The 18,059-nt window shown below is 72.4% G+C and carries 11 protein-coding genes; 4 read left to right on the top strand and 7 right to left on the bottom strand.

The window, feature by feature from the left end:
* Window positions 1-8: 8 nt before the first annotated feature.
* From ACQEV8_RS35845 to ACQEV8_RS35830, 4 genes are all read right to left on the bottom strand, one after another.
* Window positions 9-788 (bottom strand): exodeoxyribonuclease III, encoded by a 780-nt coding sequence (locus ACQEV8_RS35845; protein ID WP_432968946.1) that lies wholly within the window; start codon window positions 786-788, stop codon window positions 9-11.
* A 70-nt stretch (window positions 789-858) separates the two neighbouring features.
* On the bottom strand, window positions 859-1,494 hold the full coding sequence (locus tag ACQEV8_RS35840; RefSeq protein WP_432968943.1) for an MBL fold metallo-hydrolase: 636 nt from the start codon (window positions 1,492-1,494) through the stop codon (window positions 859-861).
* Window positions 1,495-1,526: 32 nt separating this feature from the next.
* Window positions 1,527-2,831 carry a 4-carboxymuconolactone decarboxylase gene (pcaC, locus tag ACQEV8_RS35835; RefSeq protein WP_432968940.1) on the bottom strand — a complete coding sequence of 435 codons (1,305 nt, stop codon included), beginning with the start codon at window positions 2,829-2,831 and terminating at the stop codon, window positions 1,527-1,529.
* Between the two features lie 32 nt (window positions 2,832-2,863).
* Entirely contained in the window at window positions 2,864-3,964 is a 1,101-nt protein-coding gene (locus ACQEV8_RS35830) for an IS110 family transposase (protein ID WP_432973238.1), read from the bottom strand.
* Between the two features lie 616 nt (window positions 3,965-4,580).
* On the opposite strand from ACQEV8_RS35830, the gene ACQEV8_RS35825 reads away from it, so the two are divergent.
* Window positions 4,581-5,327, top strand: a complete 747-nt coding sequence (locus tag ACQEV8_RS35825; protein ID WP_432968937.1) for a hypothetical protein — start codon at window positions 4,581-4,583, stop codon at window positions 5,325-5,327.
* Between the two features lie 59 nt (window positions 5,328-5,386).
* Here ACQEV8_RS35825 and ACQEV8_RS35820 read toward each other — a convergent pair whose 3' ends face one another.
* Together ACQEV8_RS35820 and ACQEV8_RS35815 are read right to left on the bottom strand one after the other, a co-directional pair.
* On the bottom strand, window positions 5,387-7,972 hold the full coding sequence (locus ACQEV8_RS35820) for a SpoIIE family protein phosphatase (protein ID WP_432973235.1): 2,586 nt from the start codon (window positions 7,970-7,972) through the stop codon (window positions 5,387-5,389).
* On the bottom strand, window positions 7,942-8,925 hold the full coding sequence (locus ACQEV8_RS35815; RefSeq protein WP_432968934.1) for a hypothetical protein: 984 nt from the start codon (window positions 8,923-8,925) through the stop codon (window positions 7,942-7,944). The genes ACQEV8_RS35820 and ACQEV8_RS35815 overlap by 31 nt, the downstream gene beginning before the upstream one ends.
* Before the next feature lie 428 nt (window positions 8,926-9,353).
* On the opposite strand from ACQEV8_RS35815, the gene ACQEV8_RS35810 reads away from it, so the two are divergent.
* A complete protein-coding gene (locus ACQEV8_RS35810; RefSeq protein ID WP_432968931.1) occupies window positions 9,354-9,860 on the top strand; it encodes a suppressor of fused domain protein in 507 nt (168 codons plus the stop codon).
* 314 nt (window positions 9,861-10,174) lie between these two features.
* Here the strand turns inward: ACQEV8_RS35810 and ACQEV8_RS35805 are convergent, their stop codons facing one another.
* Window positions 10,175-10,369: a tyrosine-type recombinase/integrase gene (locus tag ACQEV8_RS35805; RefSeq protein WP_432968928.1), complete on the bottom strand. Its 195-nt coding sequence runs from the start codon at window positions 10,367-10,369 to the stop codon at window positions 10,175-10,177.
* 297 nt (window positions 10,370-10,666) lie between these two features.
* Here ACQEV8_RS35805 and ACQEV8_RS35800 point away from each other — a divergent pair, with 297 nt between their 5' ends.
* A complete protein-coding gene (locus ACQEV8_RS35800) occupies window positions 10,667-10,867 on the top strand; it encodes a hypothetical protein (protein WP_432968925.1) in 201 nt (66 codons plus the stop codon).
* A gap of 347 nt (window positions 10,868-11,214) precedes the next feature.
* A complete protein-coding gene (locus ACQEV8_RS35795) occupies window positions 11,215-18,057 on the top strand; it encodes an SDR family NAD(P)-dependent oxidoreductase (protein WP_432968922.1) in 6,843 nt (2,280 codons plus the stop codon).
* Window positions 18,058-18,059 lie beyond the last annotated feature (2 nt).

The raw sequence follows: 18,059 nt of genomic DNA, 5'->3' as shown, positions 1-18,059 counted from the left end.
GCTGTGGGTCACACGTCCAGGTCGACCACGACCGGCGCGTGGTCCGAGGCTCCCTTGCCCTTGCGCTCCTCGCGGTCCACGTACGCGTCCTTGACCGCCTTGCCGAACGGCGCGTTGGCGTACACCAGGTCGATGCGCATGCCGCGGTTCTTCGGGAAGCAGAGCTGACGGTAGTCCCAGTACGTGAACGGGTGGTCGTACTTCAGGGGCCGCGGGACCACGTCCGACAGGCCCGCCTCGCGCAGGGACGCAAGGGCCGCGCGCTCGGCGGGGGTGACGTGGGTCGCGCCCTCGAAGGCCGCGCGGTCGTAGACGTCATCGTCCGTCGGCGCCACGTTGTAGTCGCCCATCACCGCGAAGGGGCGGCCGCCGGCCGCGTCACCGGCGACGGCGGCCTTGAGGGCCTCGAACCACTGGAGCTTGTAGGCGTAGTGCGGGTGGTCCACCTCGCGGCCGTTCGGCACGTAGACCGACCAGACGCGGAGAGAGCCGCAGGTCGCCGAGATGGCGCGGGGCTCCACCGAGCCGTCGAACCCGGGGTCGCCGGGCAGGCCCTTGACCACGTCCTCGATGCCGACGCGGGAGAGCACCGCCACGCCGTTCCACCGGCCGGTCGCGTGGACCGCCGACTCGTAGCCCAGCTCGCGCAGCTGCTCCGCGGGGAACTGCTCCTCGGAGACCTTGGCCTCCTGGAGGCACAGCACGTCCGTGCCGCTGCTCTCCAGCCAGGCCAGGAGCCTCGGCAGGCGGGCGGTGATCGAGTTCACGTTCCAGGTCGCGATGCGCATGTCCCACAACCTACCCGGAGGGTCTGACAACGCCTTCCCGGCCTCGGAGGCCGGCGCTCGGAGCCCGGCTTCAGAGGTCGGCCGACGCCCCGGGGGTGAGCCGCAGGTGTTCCGCCCCGGCCAGGTTGCCGATCTGACGGTCGTAGATCGGGCGCGCGAGGTCGGTGAGGAGGGCGTCGTGGATGTCGTAGGCGCGCTGCGGCTCCACCTCGCGGACGTAGTCGATGACCTCGGAGATCTTGCTCCACGGGGCCATGACCGGGAGCATCAGCGTCTCCACCGGGTGGTCGGGGACGGTGAGGGCGTCGCCGGGGTGGAAGACCTTGCCGCCGTCGACGAGGTAGCCGACGTTGGTGATGCGCGGGATGTCCGGGTGGATCACCGCGTGGAGTTCGCCGTGGACCTGGACGTCGAAGCCGGCGGCGGTGAAGCCGTCGCCGTGGCCGACGGTGTGGACGCGGCCGGGGAAGGCGGAGGAGATCTTCTCGGCGACGGATTTCAGGGTCCAGATCTCCGCTGCCGGGTTGTTCTCCATCGCGGCGCGCAGCCGGAACTCGTCGAAGTGGTCGGGGTGCTCATGGGTGACGAGGATCGCGTCCGCGCCGAGCGCGGCGTCCTCCTCGCTGAACCCGCCGGGGTCGAGGACGAGGGTCCGGCCGTCCTTCTCCAGACGGACGCAGGCGTGCGACATCTTCGTGAGCTTCATGAGTCCATCCTGCCTCCGGGTCGCCCGCGCCCTCACTCCTGGGGCGTGGTCTCCTCGCGGATGACCTGCTGGGCGACCTTGAACGCGCTGTTCGCCGCCGGGACTCCGCAGTAGACGGCCGCCTGGAGCAGCACCTCCTTGATCTCGCCCGGGGTGAGGCCGTTGCGCAGGGCGGCCCGGGTGTGGAAGGCCAGCTCGTCCAGGTGACCGCCGGCGACCAGGGCGGTGAGGGTGACGCAACTGCGGGTGCGCCGGTCGAGCCCGGGGCGGTCCCAGACCTCGCCCCAGGCGTAGCGGGTGATGAACTCCTGGAAGTCCCCGGAGAAGTCGTCGGCCTGCGCCAGCGCCCGGTCGACGTGCGCGTCGCCCAGCACCTCGCGGCGGACCTTGATCCCGGCGTCGTACGGGTCGGGCCGCCCCTGCGCCGGGGGCGCCACCACCGGGGCGATCTCGGCGACGGGCCCGGTCTGGAGGGGCTGCGACGGTACCGGGGACAGGGCCGGCTTGACGGCGGCCGCGGGCAGGGCCGTATGGCCTGTTGAGGTGTCGAAGGCCGGCTGCCAGGCGGTGGAGAAGTGCCGCACCAGCAGGTCGGTGACCGCCGCGGGCTGCTCCACCGGCACCAGGTGGGAGGCGCCGGGGACGACGGCGAGGCGGGCGTCCGGGATGCCGGCGACCAGGGTGCGGGCCTCGGCGGGGCCGGTGACCTGGTCGTCCGAGCCGACGAGGACCAGGGTCGGCACGCCGACGCGGCCGAGTTCGACCCGGACGTCGAACGAGGCGAGCGCCTCGCAGCTGGCGATGTAGCAGCCGGGGTCGGTGGTGCGGACCATCTGCACGGCCCACTCGGTGATCGCGGGCTGCGCGGCGGCGAACCCGCCGGTGAACCAGCGCTCGGGCGAGGTGCGGGCGATGGGGTCGAGGCCGTTCGTGCGGACGATCACGCCTCTCTGCCGGAACTCGTCGGCCGTGCCGAAGCGGGGCGAGGTCGCGATCAGCGCCAGGGAGGCGAGCCGCTCGGGGTGGCGCAGGGCCAGCTCGATGCCGACCGCACCGCCGAGCGCGCAGCCCGCGTAGCCGAAGCGCTGCACGCCGAGCCCCTCGAGCGTGGCCAGCAGCCGTGTGGTGAGGTCGTTGACCGAGCCCGCCGGGTACGCGGGAGCGCCACCGTGTCCGGGCAGGTCGAAGCGGAAGACGCGCCAGTGCTTGATCAGCTCGGGGATCTGGCGGTCCCACATGTGCCATGTGGTACCCAGTGAGGGACCCAGGATCAGGACGGGAGCGTCTTCTGGCCCGTCAAAGCGGTATTGCAGGGTGTTCGGTGGTGTCTCGCTCACCCGTCTGAGCCTCTCATCTGTCACGACAGCCCCTATGAGCGGGGGTCTGGCTGTAGCTGTTTGACCAGGTGGAAGACCTCGCGGGCAGCATAGCGTTTGAGGCAGCGGACGATTTCGCGGCGGGTCTTGCCCTCCTTGATCCGCCGCTCGTAGTAGTCCTGGGTGCGCGGGTCGACCCGCAGGCGGGTGAACACGATCCGGTGGAGCGCGGCGTTGGCCTGCCGGTCGCCGCCGCGGTTGAGGCGACGGACCTGTCGGCGTCCCGAGGAACGCTCGACGGGGCTGACCCCGCACAGTGAGGCGAAGGACGCTTCACTGTCCAGCCGTTCCGGGTTGTCCCCCACCGTGATCAGCAACGTGACCGCCGTGTCCGGACCGATCCCCACCACGTCGAGCAGCTGCGGCGCGTGGCATTCCACGAGCCGGGCCAGACGAGCGTCCACCTCCCGGATCTGCTCGGAGAGCCGACCGATCCGGAAGGCCAGCAGCCCCAGCGTGATCCGAGTGGCCTGCAGCACCGACTCCTCGCCGACCTCCTCGCGGCTGCTCGCGTCGGTGAACCGTGCACAGGTACGGAAGAGTTCGGCATTGCCCAGTTCGGCCAGCTCTTCCCGCAAGGCGGGATCAGCGGTGACGAGGACGGCTTTGAGCTGGTTGATGGCCTGGGTGCGGGCTTTGACGGCTGACGCCTTCGTGAGTTTGTACATTCTCGCGATCTGCACCGGCCCGTCGCCCGATTTGGCCCGCGCGCAGGCCCGGCCGCTCAATACGGCCCTGGCCGCGTTCTGGGCATCGAGCGGATCAGATTTACCGCGCCGACGGCGATCTGCCCGGTCCATCCAGTTCACATCAAACACGTTCACGCCCTGGGCCAGCAGATAGCGGGTCAGGGATGCCCCGTTAGAGCCGGTCCCTTCCACCCCGGCCCGCCGCACGATTCCCGACTTCCTCGCCCACTTCAGCAGATCCCGGTATCCGGCAGCGGTGGCACGGAACTCATCGGTGGCCAGCACCGCCCCCGTCAAGGAAAGCACCGAAGCCACATGGGCATCCCGGTGCGTATCCACGCCCAGCACCACCTCCCCCGCGGGGCGACGACGGCGGGACTTCGGAGGAGGCAACGTAATGGACATGGTCGAGTTCGCCATACCCGATCCCTTCCCGGTCCTATGACATGTCGCGTTGCCGGTACCGGGCCGCGTCGGACGGTCAGAATCGTGAGGACGCCACAGCGATCGGCAGGCCCCTATCGGGACACGCCCCGCCAGTCCGGTACCGACAACGCACCATCCCCGGCCAAAGGCCGACACTGTGACAGCGGGACACTTCGGTCAGAAATATCATGAGTCAGGCCCCGGGCCCGGGACAGCACCCGCCCATCCTCCCGCTGTCATCTCCCCGGCGCTCAGGGGCCGCAGAAGATGCTCAGTTCCCCTCACTCAACACCCAGAACCTGATTCCAGTCGACCACAACAGCGCACGCAGACAACCGGCCCGTGCAGAGTTCAGGTTCACGACGCCAACGTGACAGCCTGACCTGGCATGGCGGCACCGCGATGGTCCGATCAAGCCCCGAGCGACAGGGCCACCCCGACGACCCCGCATTCGCCTGCCAGTTTCCGCCAAAGTGCCGTGCCCCCCGCACGCAGATCAAGGATGTCCGACCTTGGTTTTTTACCTCTTTGACGAAGGCGGCCAGCAGGTCGCGGCGACGGCGCTCACGAGTACGGGACTCCCGCCGCAAGCCAGTTGTGGTCCCTGGCCATCATCACCGTCCTGATCCCACCGGCCGCCCTCGGCGTCCTGGGCCTGGCCACCGTGGTGTTCATCCACGAACTCGCCGAGGTCCTGGTCATCGCCAACGCGATCCGCGCCGCCAAGGTGGAGACCGGCGGGACGGACTGGCCGGACAGGCGGTTGTCACCGGGCGGCCCAACTGTGCCCGCCCAGATCCTCCAGCGTCTGGCGGGCCTGCCGGAGCGCTCCGGTACGCAGCCGCTGAAGGTCAACTGGGTCATGTGCTTCGGGCAGGCCGCCCTCCTCGGTGTGCTGCGCTCGGTCATGGCGCAGTCCGGGCCGCAGGGGCCGCTCATCACCAACAACAAGGTGGCCCAGTTCGTCGCCCGGCCGGACGGGCGGCTGCGTGGCGCGGTCGGCACGGATCTCACCCGACCGGTCCAGGCCGTTGACGAACTACGCGCTGCCGAGTATGGGGGCGACCGAAACATCCCGTTCACACCACGCAAGGCCGCCGTCCAGGTGGTGCGGTCTGCCCAGTCGAAGCGCACGATGCCGGAACGGGACGCCACCCGCGCTGGAACCCCCGGACCGTCAGCTGCTGCACCATGCGGCGGCCGGTCTTTCCGGTGGCGCCGGTCACCAGAATCGTCTCGTTGCTCATGCCCTCCAGCCAACCCGTCAAGCACGCGGTCGGGCCATTGCAGGATCCGCAACTCTGTTAACAGTAAGGGCAGTTCGTTAGCAGCGGATTGGTAAATCCGCAGCATCGTCAGCAATGGCTACGAACAGTAACGGTCGGTTGTGCGGCACTTCCGTCAGCTTGCGGGTCGCCGGTTCGACACGATGGGTTCGGCGGTGGCAGCGAGCAGGGCGGTGTCGTCGTCGACCCGGTCGGGGACGTTCAGCAGCTCCAGGGCCCGTTCGATGATCCGCTGGGGGTCGGTGCGGGCGGCGACGGGGAGCGCGCCGCAGGTCTGGCACAGGGACGCCAGGCAGTCGTCCAGGGACAGCGCCCGGTTTTCCACCAGGCCGTCGGTGTACAGCAGCAGGCTGGTGCCGGGCGGGAACGCCACCTCGCGGTCGACTGGGGTGCTGCCCAGTCCCAGCGGCAGCGCCGGGGGCAGCTCCAGGTAGGCGGTCTCGGCGGCTACCAGCAGGGGCGGCAGGTGCCCGCCGGCGGCGTAGCGCAGGCTGTGGCGGTGCGGGTCGTAGACCGCGTACAGGCAGGTGGCGAAGCGTTCGGCGGCGAGCGACTGCAGGTAGGCGTCCAGCCTGGCCAGCACCTGGGCCGGGCCGGCGCCCTCCATCGCGAGGCTGTGCAGGGCGGAGCGCAGTTGGCCCATCACGATGGCGGCTTCCACGTCGTGGCCCATGACGTCGCCGATGGCCAGCCCCACGGCACCGTCGGGCAGTGCGAGCACGTCGTACCAGTCGCCGCCGACCTCAGCGCCGCGGTTGCTGGCCCGGTAGTGGGTGGCCAGGCGCACACCGCACACCTCGGGCAGGCGGTGGGGCAGCAGGGCGCGCTGCAGGGTCAGGGCGAGGCGGCGCTCGTTGTGGTACCGGGTGGCGTTGTCGTAGGCCAGGGCCAGGCGGTGGGCGAGGTTCTCCAGATACTTGTGTTCGACCGCGGAGTAGTCGGTGTGCCGGACCAGTACCAGGGCCCCCAGTGTCTGGTCGTGGGCGTGCAGCGGCAGGGCCAGCACGGCGGCGGGCGGCGGGTGCGGGCCGGCTGGGGCTGGGGCGGTGCCGTTGATCGCGTGGGTGGCGGCGCTGGCCAGGGCCTCGCGGGCAAGAAGGGGTGCGCCGGCGATGTATGCCGGGGGCGACTGGGCCGGGGCGGGTGCCGCTGCGGTGAGGTGGATGCTGATCTGGTCGGCGAAGTCGGGCAGCAGGATCTGTCCGGCGGTCTGCAGTATGTGGTCCGGGTCGAGGGTGGCGGACAGCCGCAGGCCCGCGTCGGCCAGGGTGGCCAGCACGGCCAGCTGGTCGCGGGTCTCGGTCAGGACCTGTTCACGCAGCCAGTGCAGCTCCAACCCGGTGCGGACGCGCGCCAGCAGCTGGCGCGCGGAGAAGGGTTTGGCCAGGTAGTCGTCGGCGCCGGCCTGCCGGCCCTGCACGGATTCCTCCTCGCCGGCGCGGGCGGTGAGCAAGACGATCGGCAAACGGGCGGTGCGTGGGTCGGCGCGCAGCGCCCGGACCAGCTCGAAGCCGTCCATGTGGGGCATCATTACGTCGCTGAGCACCAGCTCCACCGGCTGCGCCAGGGCCGTCTCCAGGGCCGCCCGGCCGTCGGCGGCGAGCAGCACGTCGTAGTCGGGGTCCAGGAGCTGGGTGAGGTAGGCGCGCATGTCGGCGTTGTCGTCGACGACCAGCAGGCGGGCCCGGCGGGGGCGGTCGGTATCGTGCGGGCCAGGGCCGTCGGTCGCGGGGGCGGGCGGGGCATCGTGGGTCGCTGGGGCGGACGGAGTGTGTGCCGAGGGGCTCGGCGCGGCGGGAACGGGCTCAGCCGCCAGCCAGCCCAGCGCCTCGTCCACATAGGCCGCAGCACGGCCGGACCGGCCGCCTCCGCCTTCCCTGAGGGTCTCCCCGGGGAATCCGACGCTGTCCGCGGCCGGGTTCGGGCGGGGCCGGTGGGCGGCGGCGAAGGGGAGGTCCACGGTGACGGTGGTGCCCTGGCCGGGCCGGCTGTCCACGCCGACGGTGCCGCCGTGCGCTTCCACCAGGTCCTTCACCAGCACCAGGCCGAGGCCGCTGCCCTCGTGGGAGCGGGAGCGGGCTCCGCGGACTCGGTGGAAGCGCTCGAACAGGCGCGGCAGCTCGTCCGCGGGGATGCCGGTGCCGGTGTCGGTCACGGTCAGCCGGGCCCGGTCGCCGGCCGCGGCCACCTGCACTCGGGCGCCGCCGGTGAAGGTGAACTTCAGGGCGTTGCTGAGCAGGTTGAGGATGATCTTTTCCCACATCTCCCGGTCCAGGGACACCGGCTCGGGCAGCGGCGGGCAGTCCACCTCCAGCGTCAGCCCGGCCGCCTCGAAGGCGGAGCGGAACGCCCCGGCCAGCTCGGCCGTGGCACGGGCGAGGTCGACCGGCTCAAGGGCCGGGCGTATCTGCCCGGCCTCGGCCCTGGCGACGTCCAGGAGGGTGTTGACCTGCTTCAGCAGGCGCAGAGCGCCGCGCTCGGCCAGCTCCAGCTGCTCGCGCCGCTCGGGCCGGTCCTCGTCGGCCAGGGTCTGCTGGAGCGGGCCCAGGAGCAGGGTGAGCGGGGTGCGCAACTCGTGGCTGACGTTGGCGAAGAAGGTGGTCTTGGCCCGGTCCAGCTCGGCCAGCGCCTCCGCCCGCCGGCGCTGTTCGTCGTGGGCGAGCGCGGCCGTCAGCGCCCCGGCCACGGAGGCGGCGAGCACTTCCAAGAAGTCCCGGTATGTCCCGGCCGGAGGGAAGCAGGGGTTGACACCCACCGCCAGGACGCCTCCCACCTGGCCCGCACAGTCCAGCGGCAGAGCCAGCACCTGCTCGACCGGGAGTCGGGAGGCCGCGGCGTGCCGCCCGGCCGTGTTGCCTCCGGTGAACGCGGCAGCAGGCAGCGTGGCAGGGGCACCGTCGGCGACCACCTGCGCCAGCCGGGCTGCGACCTCCGACCCGTCGGCGGCACTCTGCGAGACGGCCTCGGGCGCCTGCTGGAGCCCGGCGGAGGCAGCCGGCCGCAGCACCCCGGCTCGGAGGCCAGGTACAGGCCGAGGAATGGGATCTCCTCGGGATAGGAGCCCAGCACCTCCGCGACGACGCGGGCGACCTCACCCGGCGTGGGCAGCCCGGCGGTGCGGGCACCGGCCTCGCTCAGCAGGCGCAGCCGACGCTCGCCCAGTACCCGGCCGGTGGTCTCGGTGAGGATCTGCAGCACGCCGCCGGCGGTGCCGTCGTCCAGCAGCACGGGCTGGAAAGAGGAGTCGAAGTAGCACTGCTCCGGAAAGCCGTGGCGCTCCATGATGAGCGGTTCATCGGAGATCAGCATGGACTTGCGGGTGTCGATCACATAGTGGAAGTGGGAGCTCACGGGGGCCCAGACCTCGGGGAACACCTCCTTGTACGGCTTGCCGAGCGCCCAGGGGTGCTTGGCGCCGGGAATGAGTGCGGCGCCCAGGTTGTACAGCGTGGCGAACTCGGGGCCCCAGTACAGAGCCATGCCGTGCTCAGACGTGAGCATGAGGCGCAGGGTGTCCACCAGGGGCCCCGGCCAGGACTCGGGGGGCCCGAGCGGCGTCGCCGCCCACTCGATCCCGGCCAGAAGCTCGCCGAACGCACCGGCCTCGGCGAACATCCGGGCCGCCGCGGTGCGCGGGTCCTCGGGCCGGGTCATGAAGAAATCGTCCTCCTGACGCCTACGTGATCCGCCCGCGCCCCCAAGGCTGCCGGACGCTACTCGCTGCGGACCTTCGGGCAGAACGGACGCCGGATCCGACGCGTCTGGCTACACTCCCGCCAGAACCACAAGGCCAATTAGGCCCAAACTGCTATTTACTCAGAAGTGTAGGCTTTTAAGCACCCGCCGACGGAGGTGATCATCAACTCGCAGTCCTGTGGGCGGCCGACATCGGTCGCGAGACTGGTGGGCTCGCATGTTGAGGTGTCGCGTATGCGGAGCTGACGTCGGCAGCCCCATGACGCTGAGTGGGCTGTCAGGGGCGGTCGATCGCGGTCTGGGATGATCGCGCGGTGAGTGATGCGAGGCTGCTGGCCGCGGAGGCTGTTGAGTCACATGTCCGGGTGTTCTTCGAGGGGCACTCCGTGGAGGTCGTCGACTACGACCTCGGGCCGGAACGGCGACACGTGGCCCCCGATCTGCGCATCCTCGTTGTGGGGCCCGGTCCCCGCAGCGACACCTGGGCCTATGTGACCGCCGGGTGCTGGGCCGCGATGGAGAAGGACGGTCATGGACTCGAGTTCGTCATGACTACCCATGTCCGCGACCAGCGGTTCATCGAACTCATGGCGATGATCGCCTACTACCACTGCGGAGGACATCAGCTCGACCTGGAGCACAGCATGCCGATCGGTGACCCGTGGGTGCCGGGTTCAACCTGCGATCACCTACTGATCAGCCTGCCCTATCTCCACGGACCCGACCTTGAACACTGTGCCGTTCCCGGGGGTCACGCCCGCATCGTGTGGACGCTGCCCGTGACGACAGCCGAGATCGAGTTCCGCAGGCGTCACGGCCACGAGGCGTTGGAGCAGCTCTTCGACGAGGCAGAAATCATCCCCACCTATCCCTTCAGGGCGTCGGTCGCCTGAGTTTCCGGCCTCCGGCGGTCACCGTTTGTGGTCTCCAGAGGCGTACCGGCTCCATGTTCCGCCGGCCTCGGTGACGAGGCGCGTGGCGGTCTTGTCGTGGTAGCCGAGGGCTTTCGCGATGACTGGGGCCGGCGCTTGGAGGACGAGTTGGCGGATCGCGGAGGCTCTGCCGCGCTGGAGTGGGAGGAGGTCCTTCCCGGCCGCAGAGCAGCCTCGATGGTGGCGTCCAGGACGCGTCGCAGGGAGCGGGTGCGGAAGTCGGAGGAGACGCAGGTGTAGATCGCGGTGGTGGAGGCGTGGTCGTGGCCGACCTGCTACTGGACGAACAGCGGGTCGTGGCCGTCCTCGATCAGGTGGGTGATGTAGGACCTGCGCAGCGAGTGGAACTCCAGCGCGGGGTCCAGGCCGCCGGCGTCCCGGTAGGCGGCGAAACGGGAGTCCAAGCGTTGGACCCCGATCCGTGCGCCTCGCTCGGAGGGCCAGAGGGCCCGGCTGGTCGAATGCCGCATCCCGGGCCGCACCTCGGTGATCCATTCCTCGATCGTGCCGGGTGGTCCAGACGGTCAGCACGCTGCGGCACTTGGGCGGCGAGCCCTTCGTGGCCTTGCCGTGGCGGACCAGCAGGGTGCCGTACTCGCCGACCTCCCGGCCGTCCGGATTGCGGCCGAAGTCGGTGAGGTCCAGCATCCGGTTTCGTTTCGGCGCAGGCCGTAGGCGTACGCGGTCTTGAACAAAGCGGCATCCCGGAATGCTGGCAGCCAGCCCTTGCGGCCCTTGCCGCGAACGCGAAGGACTTCCTCGTCAGCATGGTCGAAGAACGCTTCCAGCTCGGGCCTGGTGAAGGCCCGGCGTTCTGGCTCACCCTCGGCTTCATCGGCGTACGCAGCGGCATTCCAGTCGTAGACCACCTGGACTGGGTGGGTCCCGAAGAGCCGCAGGCACTCGTCGCCCCAGCCATAGGCGGGGGGGTCAGGAAGTCGCAGAACTGCCGTACCGAGCCCTGGTAGTTACGCAGGGTGGAGCGGACACAGCCGTGCACGGCCTGCAGATCGGCCGCCGATATGACTGACCGCCGCAAGGACCCCAACGCCCCCGCCCCGGCGGTGATCTCCGAAACGGTGCTTCGGCGGGTGGCGGAACTCGCGGCGCTGCTGGTCGTCCCGGAGGGTGCCCGGTGCGGCGACCGGGTCCGGCTCCTTGCGGTTCCTGTTCACCGATCGGTGTCGGGGGTGCAGCCAGATAACTGACTACCCATTAGTATCTGACGGATCATCAGCTCCAGAGCGAGCGGCGTGCGCCGAATCCGCTCGTCCCGATCGCACACCCCCTCGATCGCACAGAGGAGCCTCCCCCCATGACGCACACCGTTATCGGCGTCAGCCCGTTGGGTGCACCGGACCCCCGCCTCGTCGCCGCCGTCTGCCGGGCCGGTGGGTCCGGTGTCCTCGACCTCGGCCCGGGCGCGCGCGCCGCCCGCGAGGCCCTGACCCTCCTGCGGCAGTGGGTGCCCGGCCGCCACGGCGTGCGGGTCCCCGCCGACTGTGCACTGCGCCCCGAAGAGCTGTGGGTCCCGGCGCCCGCCGGAACGCGGCGCACCGCGGACCCGGCCGCCGCCGGACCGTGCACCGTGCTCCTCGCCCCCGACGCGCCCTGGACCGTCGCCGAGGTCCGGGCCGCAGCCCGCGCCGCCGCCGCGGACCCCGCCGTGCTCGCCGAGGTCCGCGGTCCCGACGAGGCCGTCCGGGCCGTGGCCGACGGTGTCACCGGGCTCGTTTTGCGCGGCGAGGAGTCCGGCGGCCCCTGCGGCGAACACTCCACCTTCGTGCTGCTCCAGCGCGTACTCGGCGCCGTACCGGCCGATCTGCCGGTGTGGGCCTGCGGCGGCATCGGGCCGCACACCGCGGCCGCCGCCGTGCTCGCGGGCGCCCGCGGAGTCGTACTGGACATTCAGCTCGCACTGCTCGACGAGGCCGGTACGGCCCCCGCGGCCGCCGGTCTGCTGCGCGCCGCCGACGGCACCGAGACCGTCGTCGTCGACGGCTGCCGGGTGCTCGACCGGAGCCGCCCCGGCCTCCCGGCCGCCCTGCGCGACCGGCCCCTGCCGCTGGGCCAGGACGCCTTTCTCGCCGCCCGGTTCGCCGAGCGGTACGGCACCGTGGACCGCGCCCTCGCCGCCGTCACGGAGGGCATCGACGCCGCCGTGGCCGACGACGGCGCCGTGCTGCGCGGCGGCTCGCCGATGTGCCGGGCGCTCGGCACCGCCCTGCCGGTCGTCCAGGGCCCGATGACCCGGGTCAGCGACCAGGCGCGGTTCGCGGCGGCCGTCGCGGACGGCGGCGGACTGCCGTTCGTCGCGCTCGCCCTGGCCGGGCCCGAGCAGACCCGCACCCTGCTCGAGCAGACCAGGTCCGCGCTCGGCGACCGCTCCTGGGGCGTCGGCATCCTCGGCTTCGTTCCGGAAGAGATACGCACCGCCCAACTGGAGGCCATCCGCGAGCTGCGCCCCAGCCACGCCGTCATCGCGGGCGGCCGTCCCTCCCAGGCGGCCGCTCTGGAGGCTGAGGGCATCCGCACCTTTCTGCACGTCCCGTCACCCGGGCTGCTCGGCCAGTTCCTGGCGGCCGGCGTCCGGCGCTTCGTCTTCGAGGGCGCCGAGTGCGGCGGGCACATCGGGCCGCGCAACAGCTTCCCTCTCTGGGAGGCGCAACTGGCCGTCCTGGAGGACTTCCTCGACGCGGCGGCCGACGACGGTCACACCGGTGGCGGTGACGCCGCCGACCCACAGGACGTACAGGTGCTCTTCGCGGGCGGCATCCACGACGAGCGCTCCGCCGCCATGGTCGCCGCGCTCGCCGCCCCGCTCACCACGCGCGGTGCCGTCGTCGGCGTTCTGATGGGCACCGGCTACCTCTTCACCGAGGAGGCCGTCGAGTGCGGCGCCATCCGGCCGCTGTTCCAGCGCGCGGCCTTGGACGCCACGTCGACCACGCTCCTGCACACCGCGCCCGGACACACCACCCGCTGCCTGCCCAGCGCGTTCAGCGACACGTACCAGGAGGTCAAGGACGAGCTGCGGACTCAGGGGATACCCGAGCGGCAGGTCTGGCAGGAGCTGGAGCGGCTCAACGTCGGCCGCCTGCGCATCGCCGGCAAGGGCGTCGAGCGGGTCGGCGACGAGCTGCTCGACGTCGACGAGGAGCGCCAGCGCGAAGCGGGCATGTTCATGGCCGGCGAGGTCGCCGTGCTCCGCTCCGCCGTCACCACCGTCGCCGCCCTGCACCACGCGGTCACCGACGGGGCAGCCGACTTCTACGGGCGCCGCACCGCCGAACTCGCCGCTGACGCCCGCGACGCGGGCGGCACGGTACCCGCGCGGAACCCCGCCCCCGCTCCCGAACCGCTCGACATCGCCGTCGTCGGCATGGCCGGCATGTTCCCCGGCGCCGCCGACCTGCCCGCCTACTGGGCCCAGGTGCTCGCCGGCGCCGACGCGGTCACCGAGGTCCCGGACACCCGCTGGGATCCCGCGCTGCACTTCGGCGCGGACGCCGAGGCGGACGACGTGTCCGCGTCCAAGTGGGGCGGTTTCCTGCCTCCGATCCCCTTCGACGCGCTGGCCTACGGAATCCCGCCCGCCTCCCTGGCCGCCATCGAACCCGTCCAGCTCCTCGCACTGGAGGCGGCCAGGCGGGCGCTCGCCGACGCCGGGCTCGACCGCCGGGCCTTCCCGCGCGAGCGCACCTGCGTCGTCTTCGGTGCCGAGGCGGGCAGTGACATCTCCGGCGCCGCCACGCTGCGCAGCGTCCTGCCCTCGTACGTCGGCCGCCTTCCCGAGGACCTGGAGGAGCAGCTCCCGAAGCTCACCGAGGACTCCTTCCCCGGCATGCTCGCCAACGTCATCGCCGGCCGGATCGCCAACCGGCTCGACCTCGGCGGCGCCAACTACACCGTCGATGCCGCCTGCGCCTCCTCCCTGGCCGCCGTCGACGCCGCCTGCAAGGAACTGGCCTGCGGTGCCGCCGACGTGGCCCTGTGCGGCGGCGCCGACCTGCACAACGGCATCAACGACTACCTGCTCTTCTCCTCCGCGCACGCGCTGTCGCCCACCGGCCGCTGCCGCACGTTCGACGCGGCCGCCGACGGCATCGCACTCGGCGAGGGCGTCGCCTGTCTCGTACTCAAGCGCCGCGCCGACGCCGAGCGGGACGGCGACCGGATCTACGCCGTCATCGAGGGCGTCGGCAGCGCCAGCGACGGCCGCTCCCTCGGCCTGACCGCGCCCCGCCCCGAGGGCCAGCGCGCCGCCCTGGAACGCGCCTACGCGCAAGCTCGCGTCTCGCCCGCCGAGGTCGGCCTGATCGAGGCCCACGGCACCGGGACGGTCGTCGGCGACCGCACCGAACTCAGCACGCTCACCCGGCTGTTCGAGGAGGCCGGGGCCGCGCCCGGCGGCTGCGTCGTGGGCTCCGTCAAGTCCCAGATCGGGCACACCAAGTGCGCCGCCGGTCTCGCCGGACTGATCAAGACCGCGCTCGCCCTGCATACCGGGGTGCGCCCGCCCACCCTGCATGTCGACGTGCCCAACCCCGTCTGGACCGGCCCCGACAGTCCATTCGTCTTCCACAGCGAGGCCCGGCCCTGGGCCGAGCCCGCCGCCCGCCGCGTCGCCGGGGTGAGCGCCTTCGGATTCGGCGGCACCAACTTCCACGTGGTGCTGCGGGCCCACGCCGACGCCGGAGCGCCGCCGCGCCAGAGCCACGATGTCTGGCCCGCCGAGCTGTTCGTCTTCCGCACCCGCGCAGCGGCCGAGGAGCTCGCCGGCCTCGCGGCGAGCGGTCACTGGCGGCTGCGGGACCTGGCGCATACCGCCGCACAGCGCGCGGAGACCGGCCCGGGCCCGCTCCTCGGTGCCGTGGTCGCCGAGTCCGTCACCGAACTCCCGCACCTGATACGGGACCTACTCGACGGCACGCCCGGGAGAAGCGGAGTGTTCCCGGCCACAGGCGCCCCCGCCGCGGCGGCCGACGGCGACGGTGGCAAGGTGGCGTTCCTCTTCCCCGGCCAGGGCAGCCAGCGCCCCGGCATGTTCGCCGAGCTGTTCACCGCCTTCCCCGAACTCGGCCGCCATCTGTACCACGCCCCGGCCGCCGCCCTCTTCCCGCCCGCAGCCTTCGACGCCGCCGAACGCGCCGCACAGGTCGCCCGGCTCACCGACACCCGCCACGCCCAGCCCGCGCTCGGGGCGGTCGGCCTCGCCGCGTACGACACCCTCACCGCGGTCGGTGTCCGCCCGGACATGGCCGCAGGGCACTCCTACGGCGAACTCGTCGCGCTCTGCGCCGCGGGCGCCCTCGACTCCGACAAGCTCGGTGACCTCAGCCGGGAGCGGGCCGAGGCGATCCTCGCCGCGATCGGTGCACAGGGGTCCGATCCCGGCACCATGGCCGCCGCAGTGGCCTCCGCCGAGCAGGTGACCCGGGTGCTCGCCGGGGCAGGTCTGGCCGAGCGGGTCGTCGTCGCCAACCACAACGCGCCCGCGCAGAGCGTGCTCTCGGGCCCGAGGGACGCCGTCGCCGAAGCTGTCGACGCGCTCACCGCCGCCGGGTTCTCCGTCCGCCCGCTGCCCGTCGCCTGCGCCTTCCACAGCCCGCTGGTCGCCGGGGCCGTGTCCCGCTTCGCCGAGATCCTGACGGCGTACGCCGTGCGCGGCCCCGAGTTCCCGGTCTGGGCCAATCTCACCGGCACCCGCTATGCCGGGGACCCCGCCCGGGTACGGGCCGGCCTCGCCGAGCAGATCGCCGCCCCCGTCCGTTTCGCCGACCAGATCGAGGCGATGTACGACGCCGGGGCGCGGATCTTCGTCGAGTGCGGGCCCGGCACGGTGCTCACCGGTCTGGTCGGCCAGATCCTCGGCGACCGGCCGCACGTCGCCGTCCCGTTCGAACCCCGCCCCGACGCGGGCCTGCGCGGCCACCTCGAGGCCCTGGCCCGGCTCGCCGCGGCCGGTGTCCCGGTGGCGCCCGCACGGCTCTTCAGCGGACGCGACACGGCACTCGCCGACCCGGCCGCCGTGCCGGAGCGGCCCGGCTGGACGGTCGACGGCCACCTCGTACGCACGGCGGACGGCCGGCCGGTGCCGGGAGCGCTGCGCCCGGCCCGGCGCATCTCGGGCATCCCGCGGGCCAGAGAGCGGACCAGTGAGGCGACGACGGTGGGCGAACGGGAAGAACTGCTCCGGGAGTTCCTGCGCAACAGCCGGGAGATGCTGGCCGCACAACGGGACGTGCTCCTCGGCTACTTCGGGGCTACGCCCGCGCCGCAGGCGGCTCCGCCGACCCCCGAGCCTCTTCCGGCCCCGGCTCCGGCCGCTCTCGCTGCGGCTCCGGCCCCCGCTCCCGCTCCGGTGGGAGTGGATGTGCTGGCCGAGGTGCTGGCGGTGATCGCGGAACGTACGGGATATCCGGTGGAGATGGTGGGGGCGGAGTCGGATCTGGAGGCGGATCTGAGTGTGGATTCGATCAAGCGGACGGAGATCGCCGGGGAGCTGGGACGGCGGCTGCTGGGCTCGGGTGCGGATCTGCGGTCGTTGCCGGACGCGGACCTGGAGGAACTGACCCGGGAGCGCACCGCCGCCGGGATCGCCGACTGGCTGCGGGTCCGCGCGAAGGCGCTCGCCGATCCGGCCCCGGCACCCGCCCTCGCCACCTCGGCCCCCGTAGCCGGGGAGTCCCCCGACCCGCTCACCGGCCAGGCTCCCCGCCGCTATCTGCTGCGGCCCGCCCCGCTCGACCCGGCGCCCGTGCCCGGCGCCGAAGGCGCGGCACAGCTGCGCGGGAAGCGGTTCCTGATCGTCGCGGACGACACGCCACTCGCACGGGCACTTGTCACCCGGCTCACCGCACTCGGCGCGCTCGCCGCCCGTGGCGGCCCGGACACCGCACAGCTCGCCGGGCACACCGGCCCGGTCGACGGAGTGCTGCACCTGGGCGCTCTCGCGGGTACGGAACAGCAATTGCTGCCCGCCAAGCTCACCGTGCTCCAGGAACTGCTGCTGCGCGGCCCGCGCCGGCTGCTCTGCCCTCGCCTCCCCGACGACACCAGCGGCCTCGACGGCTTCGTGCGCACCGCGGCCCGCGAATACCCCGACACCGTGGTCCGCGCCGTGGAGCTCGACCCCGACGAGCCCGCCACCGAGCAGGCCGAGGCGCTCGTCGGGGAACTGCTGGCGCCCGACCGGGAGCCCGTCGTGCTGCGCACCTGCGGCGTCCGCCGCGCCCCGGTACCGTACGAGAGCCCTCTGGGCCCGCCCGTCTCCTCCGGGGCCGCCGCTGCCGCGGCACTCGGGCTCGGCCCGGAGTCGGTCGTCGTCCTCGCGGGCGGCGCACGCGGCATCACAGCCCGGTTCACCCTCGCCCTTGCCGCCGCCGCACGCTGCCGGGTCGAACTGCTCGGGCGTACGCCGCTCGACGACGGCACGGGCGGGCACCACGAGCTGGCCCACGCCACCGACCTGCCCGCGCTGCGTGCGGCGCTCGCCGCCCGGGGCGGTCTGAGCACCGCCGAGATCGACCGCGAAGCCGGCCGCGTCCTGGCCCGCCGCGAGATCGCCGCGACCCTGGCCGAGGTACACGGCGCGGGCGGCCGGGCCAGATACCGGGCACTCGACCTGCGGGACGCGGAGGCCGTGCAGCAGGCGGTCAAGGAGACATACGCGACGTACGGCCGGATCGACGGGGTCGTACACGCCGCCGGAGTGATCGAGGACCGGCTGCTCGCCGAGAAGGACCCCGTCTCCTTCGAACGGGTCTACGGCACCAAGGTGGACGGCGCCCGCGCACTGCTCTCGGCTCTCCGGCGACTTCCCCAACTGCCCGCTTTCACCGTCATGTTCGGCTCCGTCGCGGCGGTGTACGGCAACCGCGGCCAGGCCGACTACGCCGCCGCCAACGACGCACTCGCCCGCCTCGGCCGCCTCTGGCGCGCCGACACCGGCAGCCGTACCGTCACCGTGCACTGGGGCCCGTGGGCGCCGGCCGGGGCGCACGGCGGCATGGTCGGCCCTGAGCTGGGCCGGGAGTACGCGCGCCGCGGCATCGAGCTGATCGACCCGGAGGAGGGCGTGCTCGCGCTGCTGCGGGAGCTGGCCTGGGGCGAGCCGGAGACCGACGAGGTCGTCCTGACGGCGTCGGGCCGGTGAAC

This window comes from Streptomyces sp. CA-179760, from assembly GCF_050937045.1.
GTDB lineage: Bacteria > Actinomycetota > Actinomycetes > Streptomycetales > Streptomycetaceae > Streptomyces.
This window is presented reverse-complemented; position numbering and strand designations above follow the sequence as displayed.